Raw genomic sequence first — 13,187 nt, 5'->3', positions numbered from 1 at the left:
CAATTCATTCAATTTTGACCAAATTAGTATAATTTAAAATGCGTTAAAAATTCAATAGAATCTTTTAACATCAATTTCAGACTCCAGATTCAAATTATTCTCGATAAAATCAAACAGTACTTTTGAAAAATAACTTCCATTATAAACACCACGAGCTCCTAGTCCGTTAAAAATATAAAAGTTGTGATGTTCCTGATGCCTTCCTAAAATTGGTCTTCGGTCTGCAACAGTTGCACGAAATGCTACATTAATATCCTGAATTTCAAATTTATTTTTATAAATCTCCATGAGTCCTGATTTTAATTCTTCGACTGATTCATCATTGATATTATTAGTCTTATCAAAACGGTCATAAGTTCCACCGTAGTAATATAGATCGTTTCGAAGATTGAATAAGAAGTGTTTCTTCTTGATAATGTAAGAATCAGGAACTTCATTCAACGTAATTTTCAGGCAATGGCCTTTGTTGGGCTGAATTGGAATGTTACAGAAAAAAGGATTGTTATTAGTTGCAACACCTTCACAGAAAATTATATTTTTGAATGAAATATTCTTGTAAGAATTGTCCTTTATATCAATTAACTGATGATCGAATTTTTCTTTGATTAAATAATTATTTTCATCCAAATAATTAAACATATCACTAAAGAATGCTGTAACATCAACTCTGCAGGATTGATTGACTTTTCCAGCTTCGAAAGCATTATTAACGGATTTCAACTCTATAAAATCCGGGTCAAGGTAAGACTTCAGATCTTCTTTTTGAGAATTTTTTGTCCATTGCACTTTCTCGGATTCATTATGAAAGATTCGAACAACATTTTCATTAATCAAATAATTTTTGAAAGTATAGGCTTCTATTTCTTTGAAGATGACATTCAGATAATCGATCTGTTCCTGAGACTTCCAAAATGTGTTGAACCGTTTCAGAATAACCGGATTGCAGACACCTGCTGAAACTTGGGAAGCAGAAATATTGTCATCATAAAAAATCTTAAATGTTTTTTTTTTCTTAATCAATTGATGAGCGAAAAAAACTCCTGCATATCCAGCTCCAACGATGATGTAATCTACATGTTCCATAAAAAATAAAAAACCTGAGTAAAGATACTCAGGTTTTTTTATTTGGACTATGAGAAATATTAGTAATTCCACATATCATTTTCCATTTGAAGAATCTGGGCTTTGATTCTGTCACTTTCCTCTAATTGTCCTTCTGCATCGTTCGGAATATATTCATCAATTACACCGCTTCCGCCTCTACCTAAACCATTATCAGCTTTATAAATGATCGCAGAAAATCTCCTTGCATTAAGAACGTCATCAAAAGTAATATCAGAAGTTGAATTCTTAGCATTGAAAATATAATTGCTGGATAGAACCTGTCTTGCATCGGGATAGTAAATCCAGAAAAGATCTATAAGATCATCAGCACCTCCACCAAGAGAGGCTGCATCAACCGGCTGGCCAGATTCTGCTAAAGCCTGAGCTTGAGATGCTCTCAGTTTTGCAGCATTCGGATCTTCACCCATTGCAGCAATACCAAGCAATCTGTATCTCAGCTGAGTATCTCTTTTATCGATGTACCACATCCCCATTAGTTTCAGAGCTTTTACTTTTTCAGTTCCTGTTACAATCTTATCAACATTAGCAGAGATATCATTTCTGTTAATTTTGTACCAGCTTCCGTCCAGTTTAACAAGGATTGTATTAGGTGCTATATTGATTTTAGCAGGGGCCTTTTTTGCAGGGGCTTTTTTCTTCTTACCTTTTTTAGTTGTAGTCGGCTCTGCAGCAGGTTCATCTGTTGTAACAGGAGAACTACCGTCATTATACAACAAAACATCTTCTAATCTTGTTCCATAATAAGCCTTGATAGAGCTAATATCGGTATCAGTAGAATTAATAATCGAAGTAAAATACTTCTTCAAATTGTTAGCAGTTGCATCTTCAATCTTATTCTCATTCAAAGTCTGGGAAAAATAGTCCGCAACCTGAATTGCAGAAGTTGCAGAAACGATTTGCTCAGGAGTAAGCCTCGTCATAAAATCATCACTCTGATAGACTTCTTTTATTTTTCCGTTATTAACTGCATCCAAAAGAACCTGATAAAGCGATTTATTTTGTGATACAAGACCGTCAGAATTGTGATAAAAAGGCTGATTGATTTTATCATTCATATCAATTATTTCCCACACAACCATACTTCTCAAGATATCTTTATCCTCTATAAAGGCATACTTGATAGGAGTACCAAGACTATCTTTCTTGATCTCGCGATCTTCTCTGAACTTCTGAGGCGAACCAGCATTTAGAATGCTATTCTGAGCAAAAGCCATTGCTGAGGAAAGACAAAGTAAACTATATATAATCTTTTTCATAATAAAAATTGAAGTATAAAATCAATCAGTTTTAATATTTTTTATAAACGCAATTAAAAGTTGTTTATTATAATACGTTTATGATAACGTTACCAATATTTGGAAGTACAACTCCATTCAATCCGTTAGCTTTTGCCTGGATATCAAATATTGTAACAACATCTCCACTTCTAAGCCCTTTTGTCAAAGATTCTACCTGTCCTAATGAACTGCCATTAATCGGCATTACAGGCTTACCAGATACTTTAACTTTGAAACTTACTACGTCAAAAGATACAGGGAAATCAAAGTCTGGCAATGTCGCTGTCAATGTCTGTTTAGAAATTGACGGAGCTGGCATAGAAACATAACTAGCACCTCTGATCTGTCCTTTTGGTGGAGGAATATTTTTAATTCTAAAGTCAAATCCTTGTGAGATAACTTTTCCACTAGGTGCTTTTCCAGAAATTGTTAACTTAACAGTACTTCCAGCACCAGGTGTAACCATCCACTTCCCTTTGCCACCGCTTACAGAAGCTCCCGGTGCAGATAATGTTGTAGCAGAAAGATCTGCTCCCAAAATAGCTCCCGAAACAGGATTTTGTAATCCTCTGTAAAGTACCATCATTTTATCAGCTTGCAATATAGCTCCATTTTGCTCTTTCAAAGCTTCTTGTCCTGATACAACATTTAATGTATGAGAATAAGGTAATGTGATAACTTTTCCATTTTTATCAGTGAAAGAAATTTCACCACCAAATTTCTGTTCTCCGGTTGTACCAGTGTTAGGTGTGATAATACCTTGTCCATTCTCAACTCTTTGTACTCCAGTAATTTTCAATCCCGGAACATTACTTGCAAATGTTCCGATAGCAACTTTGATCTGTCCAGTTTCACCTTTCATGATTGAACTAGGACCAGATACCAAAGCTTCATAAGCATTGAATTTGATATCAGCATCAACTTTTTCCTGTAACATAGAAGAAATAGCATCAGCTTGAAGATTTCTTGCTTCCGACTCTATTAATTCAAGATTAGAAAGTGCAGCAATTAAAGGTTGATTATAAAATTTGTACTGGAACCAATTTTTACCTCCTTTAGCTCTTTTATCATCTTTGGGAAATTCTGCCCAAAGATTTTTCTGAGCTCTTGCCGCTACGTCTTTTAATTGAGAATTATTAGCAAAATTAGAAACAATAAAATTTCTAAGATCATCGACTTTGCTTTTCAAATCGGTAGATTTTGAAGAAATATTTTTTTCATCACCATCTTTGAAAAATAAATTAGTCGCAGGTTCTGTATTATTAAGAGCAGTAAAACTTTCCTCAACCGCTAAGTTAGGATCGTATTCCGCCTGCTTACTCATCTCACCTTTATAACCTTCAATAAGGTTAACAAGGGCATCTGTTTTTCCAGATAAACCCTCATACTGTGATAATAATGGGCCGTATGTTTCAGGAGAAGTTTTAGCTTTTTCCTGTAAAGTAGCATAGAAAATCTTATTTTTACTCTCGACGATCGTTTGTCTTGTATTAGTCAAAGAATCATTGGTATCTTTATATGATCTGATGATTTCCTGATCGATCTGCATTGCAAGCATCGCAATGAAAACCAGGTACATCAGGTTAATCATCTTCTGACGTGGTGTCTGTTTACCTCCTGCCATTTTAATAAAATAATTTAAATGTTAAACAATAATTAAAATGATAGTGATTAAGACTTCATTGCGCTAAGCATACCACCATAAACTCTGTTAAGGTTGTTAAGATTAGAAGTTAAACCTTGTAATTCCTCATTGAATTTTTCTGACTGAGCAGCAGATTTCTGAATATCTTCAACATATTTTTTGCTGAATTCCGATTGCTTTTGACCTTGCTCAAGTTGAAGCGCATAAAGTGCATTCATGCTTTCAAGGTGAGAAGCGGCAAGATTCAGTTGCTCATTATATTTGTGTGTAGAAGCAGAAACGTCAACTGTTTGGTTGATTTGATCTACAGACGAAGAGAATTTATCAATTCCGCCTCTCAATCTTTCAAATAAACTCACATCCAATTTTGCGTCAGCCAACATTTTGTCCAGCTTATCAGATAATGAAACTTCCAGTTCTTTATTTTCTACTTTATTCACGACTTTTCTTGGTTGTCTTTCAGCAGATTCATCCAACAATTCAGGATAAACATTTTCCCATGCATAATGTTCTTCTTTTGCTGGTGGATCAAACGCGAAAAATAAGAAGATTAATGCTTCTGTAATCAAACCGGCAGCAAGAGCAACGTTACCTGTAATAGGACCAACGTGCCAGTGTGTCATTTTAAATAAAGCTCCCAGGATTACGATAGCTGCACCAAATGAATAAACAAAATTTGTTATTGATTCTTTAGTTTTAAACATTTTTTTGAATTTTTAGTTAGTAATAGTTAGTTAATTATTTAGTTGTTCTTTTAAATTTACCTGCTCCAGCCGGAATGTCTTGTATTGTTCTGAATCCGATATAACTCCTAGCTGAGTCCTTTCTTTCCCAATCTCTATAGCCAGTCATTAATAAATAGCCTGCATCTTTCCAAGATCCACCTCTAACAGTCTTTTTAACTTCTCTGTAAGCTTGGTTTGACAAGTATGGGTTTAAAGTCGATGAGAATTCATATGTTGAATTACTATATGGAGATTCAGTCCACTCAGAAACGTTACCTGCCATATCATATAGACCAAATCCATTTTTCGGGAACTTTTTAACAGGTGCTGTATAAGTATAGTTACCTTTTTTCTCATCTTCTATATATGAACCTCTTTTAGGTTTGAAGTTTGCCAGATAACAACCTCTGTCGTCTTGCAAGTATGGCCCTCCCCATGGATAAGTAGCGTTTTGTATACCTCCCTTGGCAGCATATTCCCATTCAGCTTCTGTTGGCAGTCTAAAACGCATTGATTTTTGTTTTTTCTTTTTAAGACTGTTATTATAGTCAGTCTTTAATTTAGTTTTGAAATCACAATATGCTCTTGCCTGATCCCATGTAACACCTACAACAGGATATTCTTTATAAGCATTATGCCAAAAATACTGGTCAAACAACGGTTCATTATAAGCATAACTAAAATCTTTCACCCAAACAGTAGTATCCGGATAAACAGCAATACTTTCTTTTTTAAGATATTGAGCACCTCTATTCTTATCCTTTACAGCACTTGCAATGTCTTCCCATTGATAATTATATTTTATCTTAGACCAGTCAATAATTCTCTCATTATTAATTCTTTTATCTGCCGGCAAATACATTGACTCTAATACTTCAGCGTATTTTTCATCCGGATAGGCGGAAGTATTGTAAGTTAATGGTACTTTTTTATCTAATTTTTTAGACTCATCATAGCCATCTCTTCCACCCTGAGATTCCAAAAATTTTTGGTAAGGTGTAGCCTCCTCTCCAGTTTTTTTAGATGCATAAGCATAATCAGCAATAGATCCGCCATTGCCTCCCTCTTCGCCACCACCGCCTTCTCCGGCAGCTTCAGCCAATAATCCTCTGGCAATGGAATCTCTCACAGCATTGATAAAAAGTCTATATTCTGCATTAGTAACTTCTGTTTCATCCATAAAAAAGGAAGAAACAGTCACTGTTTTAGGCATTGCTTTTTCCGGAGTACCTGCGAAATCCTGATCTGCCATACCCATTACAAAAGAACCGCCAGGAATTGGAACCATCCCGTAAGGTCTTTCTGCAATAAATGATTTCGACGATCCTCTTGGGACAAGTTCTCCTTTGACACCAGGATTACCCGTTATCCCTTTTCCTCCACCTCCACCGGAGCAAGAGATAACAACCGACGCTGACAATAATATAAGTAATATCCTTTTCATCCTATTTTAAAGAAATTAAGCGGTAAATATATAATTTTTTTTATGAATAATTATCAATTTTTAATGAAAACGTAATTTGTTAAAGAATATTTCACAAACTACAAAATTATTCTACAGTTACTGATTTTGCAAGGTTTCTTGGTTGATCAACATTAGCACCTCTTGCAACTGCAATATAATATGATAAAAGCTGTAACGGTATAGAAGCTAAAATTGGCGAGAAACATTCTGACGTCTCAGGAATCTCTATAATATAGTCTGCCATTGCAGAAACCTGAGTATCTCCTTTATTCACAATTGCGATAACTTTTCCTTTTCTGGCTTTTATCTCCTGAACATTACTAACTATTTTATCGTAATGTCCAACCTTAGGCGCAATAATAACAATCGGCATATTTTCATCGATCAAGGCAATAGGTCCGTGTTTCATCTCTGCTGCAGGATAACCTTCGGCATGGATATACGAAATTTCCTTAAGCTTAAGTGCTCCTTCCAGAGCTGCAGGGAAATTATAACCTCTACCTAAATATAAAAAGTTAGTTGCGTCTGCAAAATTAGAAGCAATAGTTTTCACTGTCTGATCAACAGAATTTAATACATCTTCAACTTTTTTAGGAATAGCATCAAGTTCGGTAATCAATCTCATAAAATCCGCTTTTCCAAGATTTCCATTATGATTACCTAATTTAATTGCAATTAATGACAATATAGTCAATTGGGCTGTAAAAGCTTTTGTGGAAGCAACACCGATTTCCGGTCCAGCATGGGTATAAGAACCCGCATCCGTATAACGTGCAATTGATGAATCCACCACATTACAAATTCCATACACGAAAGCTCCTTTTTCTTTAGCTAATTTGATTGCAGCCATCGTATCGGCAGTTTCACCTGATTGAGAAATCGCAATCACAACATCCTTAGAACTGATGATCGGATTTCTGTATCTGAATTCTGAAGCATACTCTACTTCTACAGGAACACGTGCAAACTCTTCAATAAGATATTCTCCGATAAGACCTGCATGCCAAGAAGTTCCACAAGCGATAATGATAATTCTTTCTGCATTAGTTAATCTTTCCAAATGATCCCAAATTCCGGCCATTTTAATGATTCCTTCATCTACTAGAAGACGACCTCTCATGGTATCAAGAATAGATTTTGGTTGTTCGAAGATTTCCTTCAGCATAAAGTGTTCATAACCTCCCTTTTCTATCTGTTCAAGATTTAGTCTTAATTCCTGGATAGCCGGTTCGATTTTAGCATTTTCCTTTATAGTTCTGATATCAATTCCACTTTCTAAAGAAATTGTAGCCATATGACCTTCTTCAAGATAAACCGCTTCTTTTGTAAACTCAACAAAAGGTGAAGCATCAGAAGCTACAAAATATTCATGTTCTCCAATACCGACAGCCAAAGGAGAACCTAATCTCGCTACAACCAGTTGTCCGGGAAAATCATGATGCATAACTGAAATTGCATATGCTCCGTACACTTCGTTCAAAGCATATCTTACAGCTTCTGAAAAATCCAAAGTTGGTTCTTTATCCATGAAATATTGAATAAGATTAACCAGAACTTCGGTATCAGTTTCAGATTTGAACTCGTAGTCTTTATTGATAAGCATTGTTTTTATAGTATCATAATTTTCTATAATACCGTTATGAACAATCGCTATTTTACCATTGTTTGAAAGATGTGGATGAGAATTATTATCGCTTGGAACTCCATGAGTCGCCCATCTTGTGTGCCCCATTCCCAATTTTGCTGTTTCTTTTAAACCTTTTGAAATAGCAACAAGATCATCAACTTTTCCTTTGGTTTTTTTGAATTCCAAATCACCATTCTGGGACTCCAAAATAACCCCGGCACTATCATAACCACGATATTCCAGACGACGTAATCCATTAATTACAACATCATACGCATCTCTAAAACCTGTATATCCAACGATTCCACACATAGTTATATGTTTTTATTTTTTAGTATATATTATTCTAAGCTGAGCATTCTTAGATTTTTGTATTTCATGCCCAATATTATTTATATTATTTTCATCTATTCCTTTCAGTACGATTCTAAAAGGATTATAAGGCCTGTCATTATATGTTTGTCCCAAAAGAGCTCCGGTAGAAGAATTACTCAAATAACTTCCAACATTAATTATAAAATTATCATGCTTAGAATTCTTTTCGATAATATCTTTTAATGAAGCGGTTATTCCTATATCATAGTAAGCTTCTTTTGTAGAAAGATTAGTGGTTTTCACAAGAGTATACCCAGCAGAAGACAAAGTTGTCATATCCGGAAGAAAACGCACTGTATCTTTTATAATTTCTTGAACTAGCAGACTGGATGGCTTTTTATAAGAATTATCCCAGGATTCATCATTATATAAACGAATTTTTGCAGAAACAATCCCAATTTTATCGTCTTTATACTTTTGCTTCAATGCATCGATTGTATATTGAGGAATTTTTATTCCTATACTGCTTCCACCCATACCTTGCATATATAATTTAGGTGCAAACTTATCAGATGTAATAGGATTTAAAATATTCTTAATATCAACCGCTTTCACCATTGCTCCACCATAGTTGCTTCCTGCTCTACTATAAATTACCTGACTCAGATGGACATTGGAAGAACCCAGATTCAACGTAGTTTCTTGCTTTGTTCTTGTAACATTTCCTGTACCATCGGTTGCAGTAACATCATTTTTATAATAGATCGTAATTCCTGCATCATTAGGTGCCATTGAGAACAAATAACCATCGTTCTGTTCTACAGAAATGCTAATTCCTCTAAAATATCTGATAAATGAAGCAGCATCTTTAAGAACCTGATTACCTTGTTTTGCAATGATTTTATCTTGAAAAAAAGCATTATCCAATTTCATTCTGAACGAAACAGCACGATTTAATAGCTCTGAAGCATCAGAATCTTTAGTAATTACAACTGAATTAACTGTTCCATTAAAAGCCTGTGATCCTAAAACTTTATCTGTGTTAAGAGTAAACGTTTTATTAGTATTAATAGAATCGGCAGGACTACCTAAGAAATCCATTACCTCGTGAACTTTTATCGTTAATGGGGCAACATCTTTTCCTATTTTATATTTACCATATTTTCTAACCGGATAAGTTGTAACTACTTTTTTAGCTGCCACATTACCGTCCGGATAAACATAATCTTCAGTTGTATTAGTTTTTACAGAATCCGTAGCGGTTTCATATCTTGGCTTAAGCGTTAAAACTACAGAATCAATTACTGGATTCTTACCGAAATCAGGGTTATAAGTATTTAATCTTAACTGCGTTATATAGGATACTTTCTGACCGCCAAAAACATCTTCGTTAAACGCACCTATCCTTACACTGTCATATTGAGAAGTAACAACTTTCTGCACATCATGGTTATCAACATTATATGCAATCAAGCTATATGCTTTGTCATAACCTTCAGATGCATTGCCATCCACTAATTGAGAACCAAAATTATCTAGCTCACCCTCACAAGAATTTAATACAATTACTCCCATTAATACTAGCGGAAATAATTTCATTAATGTTTTTATTTTTATCATTATAAACAATAGTAGTAATTAATAAACCTTTGCTATAGAATCTGCGTTCAAATAATCGGATTTATCAGCTTCCGCCTTTCCGTAGGCCTGATCCAATTTTTCTTCCAAAAATTCATTCCCCTTCACGATAACATCCACATAGTTCATACTATCGTTTACAAAACTCAGAAAGGTTGGATTATCTAACGATTCTAAATCAGAAATATTATCAAACTCCAAAATTTCTTTTGTATTTTCTTTCAAAGGAATATCTTCTTCATTATAAACAGAAAGGACAATTTTGGTATCCTTGAAGTAAGAATCATCCTTATAATAAGTTTTTAAATAAATAGGAATAAGAGAAGCCATCCAGCCATTCAGGTGAATGACATCAGGAACCCAATTCAGTTTCTTGATCGTTTCTATAACACCTCGGGCAAAGAAAACAGCCCTTTCATTGTTATCTTCAAAAGGCGCACCTTCGTCATCAAAGTAATATTGCTTTCTTTTAAAATACTCTTCGTTGTCTATAAAATAAACCTGAAGACGCTCACCAGGCAAAGAAGCTACTTTTATGATTAATGGCTGATCCAGATCATTAATAATGATGTTCATCCCAGAAAGTCTGATAACCTCATGCAACTGAAATTTTCTCTCGCTGATTTGACCGAATCTAGGCATAAAAACCCTCACATCGTTACCTTCACTATGCATTTTCAGCGCCATTTTGTGTACCAAACTCCCCATATTTGTATCTTCTTGGTAGGGATACATTTCCGTAGTAACGTATAAAATCTTTTGATTAGGCATAAAATTTACTTTAAACGAAGTACAAAAACTTCATTTTGCAAAATTACAAAAAATTAAATCAAAACATTTATTTTAATTAATATTAATATTATTGTTTAAAACTTATTAAATATCAAATACTTAATAAATTATAAATGTTAAATCTCATCAAAAAATAATGATTTTTTTAACTTTTCAAATCCCCAAAGCATAATTCCAGACAAAAACCACATTTACAGTTAAAACAGAAGACAAGCTATAATTAAAGTAAAAACCGTTACCTTTGAGTTCAAAATTATCAGGCTAATGCAGGTTTTTTATGACAAACAGTCGTTTTCCAACTATATAATCCAACAAAAAAAGGAAAATAAAATAATAGGATTTGCTCCTACAATGGGGGCTTTACATGCGGGACATATTTCTCTTTACCAAGAAGCCAGGCAAGAAAATGACATCGTGGTTTCATCAATTTTTGTCAATCCAACACAATTTAACAACCTCGAAGATCTGGAAAAATACCCTCGAACGATTGAAGATGATATCAAAAAACTGGAAACATCAAAACTGGTTGATGCCGTTTACATCCCAAAAGTTGAAGACATCTATCCTAACGGAATGAAAAAAAAGCATTACGATTTTGGCGGAATTGAGAACGAAATGGAAGGCGCTGCCAGACCGGGACATTTTGACGGTGTCGGAACTGTGGTTGAAGAATTATTTCTGCAAGTAGAACCAGACAATGCTTATTTTGGAGAAAAAGACTTCCAGCAATTGAAAATTATTGAAAAACTCGTTGATATATTGAATCTGAATATCAAAATCCACGGCGTAAAAATCCATAGAGAAGAAAGCGGATTAGCAATGAGTTCTCGTAACATGCGTCTTTCTGACACAGAAAAGAAAGCTTCTTCTGTTATATATAAGACATTGAAAAAAGTGAATGATTGGTTTCGGGTTGTGTCAATCCCTGAAATCAAAAAAAGGGTGGAAGAAATTTTCCGACAAAACCAGATGGAACTGGAATATTTTCTGATTGCCGATGAAGGCACATTGAAAGAAGTGGATTTTTTTTCGAAAGATAAAAGTTACCGTGCTTTCATTGTAGTGAATGTTGGAAAAGTAAGACTGATTGACAACATGCATCTGGAATAAAAAAGAAGCTTCTTTTTCAAGAAGCTTCTACACCAAATCACAAAATATTAATATGAAAAAAATTTACTTGCGTAAATTGTGACCTGGCTGGGATTCGAACCCAGGACCCATACATTAAAAGTGTATTGCTCTACCAGCTGAGCTACCAGGTCTTGAAAATATAAAATATCTTCAGAGTTTGTACTGTGCCTGCGACTGGACTCGAACCAGCACATCCTTAGGAAACCACCCCCTCAAGATGGCGTGTCTACCAATTTCACCACGCAGGCAAAAAAAAACCGTATAACTACGGATTTTTCTGCTTGTGACCTGGCTGGGATTCGAACCCAGGACCCATACATTAAAAGTGTATTGCTCTACCAGCTGAGCTACCAGGTCGGCCACATTCAAAACTTTATAGATTACTATTCCGTTTTAAAGTGGTGCAAAGATAAGGCTTTTTTTAAAATCTCAAAATTTTTTTAGAACTTTGTTTAAAATAAAATTATGATAATTTCTCTCCTCGGATATATGGGAAGCGGTAAATCTCACGTTTCCAAAAACTTGAGCAAAAAATTAAATTTCCCGCTCATCGATCTTGATCAGAAAATTTCTGAAGAGCATCAGCTTAGCATACCCGAAATTTTCCAAAATAAAGGAGAAATCTTCTTTCGTAAGGAAGAAAAAAGAATTCTGGAATCGATCTTAAACGAGAGAAGCAATGTTATTCTGAGTCTTGGTGGAGGAACGCCTGTATATTATAATAATATGGATCTGATCAATCAATTCTCAAAAAGTTTTTTTCTGAGAGCTTCTGTTAAAACCCTTACAGAACGCGTCATGCTTCAGAAGAACTCTCGTCCGTTGATTGCCAGATTGGAAGACAATGACATCCCTGAGTTTATTGCCAAACATCTCTTTGAACGAAATCCTTTTTATGGAAAGTCGCATTTTACAATCGATACGGATTCCAAAACCGCCAGTGAGATTTCTGATGAGATCATCAGGTTGTTGAAAATTTAATTCTCATCATCATTATCTGAGAAAAAAACATCCCAATCGTCACTATCCATTTCTGAGGAAGCATCGCTCGTGGAAAAATCATCCATTTCCCTTCTGTCTTTTTTGGTAGGTCTTCCAAGTCCTTTTTGTCTGTAATAATCCTGAGCGGACTTTCTCATTTTCAGGATTTCGTACTGTTCTTTCTCTGTCATATCAATAACATATAAAGAAACCAATTTAGCTCCTACTCTGCTTTTGGGGATATCTGTAACTTTTATTTTATACTCGATTTGATTTTTTTTAATTTTAATAAGATCGCCGGTTTTCACTTCTTTAGAAGATTTCACGGCATTTTCTCCAATGCTGACTCTGTTTTTCTTGATCTCTTCCGCTGCGATGTTTCTTGTTTTATAAAATCTCACACTCCATAAAAATTTATCTATTCTCATAATTTTTTATACTTTTGTCACGTTAAAATTAATTGCAA

11 protein-coding genes and 3 tRNA genes are annotated in these 13,187 nt (G+C 34.6%); 2 read left to right on the top strand and 12 right to left on the bottom strand.

All coding sequences use genetic code 11. The annotated features are described in order from the left end of the window. Window positions 1-51 precede the first annotated feature (51 nt). The 8 genes from AC5P2S_RS03740 to AC5P2S_RS03705 all read right to left on the bottom strand — a co-directional run bounded on the left by AC5P2S_RS03740 (window position 52) and on the right by AC5P2S_RS03705 (window position 10,588). Window positions 52-1,083, bottom strand: coding sequence for an NAD(P)/FAD-dependent oxidoreductase (locus AC5P2S_RS03740; protein ID WP_494556271.1), 1,032 nt, complete (start codon window positions 1,081-1,083; stop codon window positions 52-54). A gap of 59 nt (window positions 1,084-1,142) precedes the next feature. Continuing rightward, on the bottom strand, window positions 1,143-2,381 hold the full coding sequence (gene porN / locus AC5P2S_RS03735; protein ID WP_283416422.1) for a type IX secretion system ring subunit PorN/GldN: 1,239 nt from the start codon (window positions 2,379-2,381) through the stop codon (window positions 1,143-1,145). 67 nt (window positions 2,382-2,448) lie between these two features. Continuing rightward, window positions 2,449-4,026: a type IX secretion system motor protein PorM/GldM gene (gene porM / locus AC5P2S_RS03730; RefSeq protein ID WP_283416421.1), complete on the bottom strand. Its 1,578-nt coding sequence runs from the start codon at window positions 4,024-4,026 to the stop codon at window positions 2,449-2,451. A 47-nt stretch (window positions 4,027-4,073) separates the two neighbouring features. Continuing rightward, window positions 4,074-4,751, bottom strand: a complete 678-nt coding sequence (porL, locus tag AC5P2S_RS03725) for a type IX secretion system motor protein PorL/GldL (RefSeq protein ID WP_283416420.1) — start codon at window positions 4,749-4,751, stop codon at window positions 4,074-4,076. A 34-nt stretch (window positions 4,752-4,785) separates the two neighbouring features. Then, window positions 4,786-6,216, bottom strand: coding sequence for a T9SS ring complex lipoprotein PorK/GldK (porK, locus tag AC5P2S_RS03720; RefSeq protein ID WP_494556270.1), 1,431 nt, complete (start codon window positions 6,214-6,216; stop codon window positions 4,786-4,788). Between the two features lie 106 nt (window positions 6,217-6,322). Beyond that, the gene (gene glmS, locus AC5P2S_RS03715) at window positions 6,323-8,176 is read right to left on the bottom strand and encodes a glutamine--fructose-6-phosphate transaminase (isomerizing) (protein WP_494556269.1); all 1,854 of its coding nucleotides are present in this window, start codon (window positions 8,174-8,176) and stop codon (window positions 6,323-6,325) included. A 12-nt stretch (window positions 8,177-8,188) separates the two neighbouring features. Then, on the bottom strand, window positions 8,189-9,754 hold the full coding sequence (locus AC5P2S_RS03710) for a DUF4270 family protein (RefSeq protein ID WP_494556268.1): 1,566 nt from the start codon (window positions 9,752-9,754) through the stop codon (window positions 8,189-8,191). A 63-nt stretch (window positions 9,755-9,817) separates the two neighbouring features. After that, window positions 9,818-10,588: a glycogen/starch synthase gene (locus AC5P2S_RS03705; RefSeq protein ID WP_283416416.1), complete on the bottom strand. Its 771-nt coding sequence runs from the start codon at window positions 10,586-10,588 to the stop codon at window positions 9,818-9,820. A gap of 285 nt (window positions 10,589-10,873) precedes the next feature. Between AC5P2S_RS03705 and panC the strand changes: the two genes are divergently transcribed. After that, the gene (gene panC / locus AC5P2S_RS03700) at window positions 10,874-11,719 is read left to right on the top strand and encodes a pantoate--beta-alanine ligase (RefSeq protein ID WP_494556267.1); all 846 of its coding nucleotides are present in this window, start codon (window positions 10,874-10,876) and stop codon (window positions 11,717-11,719) included. A 79-nt stretch (window positions 11,720-11,798) separates the two neighbouring features. Here panC and AC5P2S_RS03695 read toward each other — a convergent pair. The 3 genes from AC5P2S_RS03695 to AC5P2S_RS03685 all read right to left on the bottom strand — a co-directional run bounded on the left by AC5P2S_RS03695 (window position 11,799) and on the right by AC5P2S_RS03685 (window position 12,097). Further along, window positions 11,799-11,871: transfer RNA gene (locus AC5P2S_RS03695), tRNA-Lys, on the bottom strand. Between the two features lie 34 nt (window positions 11,872-11,905). Further along, window positions 11,906-11,988: transfer RNA gene (locus AC5P2S_RS03690), tRNA-Leu, on the bottom strand. Between the two features lie 36 nt (window positions 11,989-12,024). Next, window positions 12,025-12,097 (bottom strand) — tRNA-Lys (locus AC5P2S_RS03685). A 108-nt stretch (window positions 12,098-12,205) separates the two neighbouring features. Between AC5P2S_RS03685 and AC5P2S_RS03680 the strand changes: the two genes are divergently transcribed. Then, window positions 12,206-12,721, top strand: coding sequence for a shikimate kinase (locus tag AC5P2S_RS03680; RefSeq protein ID WP_494556266.1), 516 nt, complete (start codon window positions 12,206-12,208; stop codon window positions 12,719-12,721). Here AC5P2S_RS03680 and AC5P2S_RS03675 read toward each other — a convergent pair. Beyond that, window positions 12,718-13,149 (bottom strand): RNA-binding S4 domain-containing protein, encoded by a 432-nt coding sequence (locus tag AC5P2S_RS03675; protein WP_494556265.1) that lies wholly within the window; start codon window positions 13,147-13,149, stop codon window positions 12,718-12,720. The two genes, AC5P2S_RS03680 and AC5P2S_RS03675, sit on opposite strands and share 4 nt — an antisense overlap. Window positions 13,150-13,187 lie beyond the last annotated feature (38 nt).

Source organism: Epilithonimonas sp. 33E (assembly GCF_059372615.1).
This window is presented reverse-complemented; position numbering and strand designations above follow the sequence as displayed.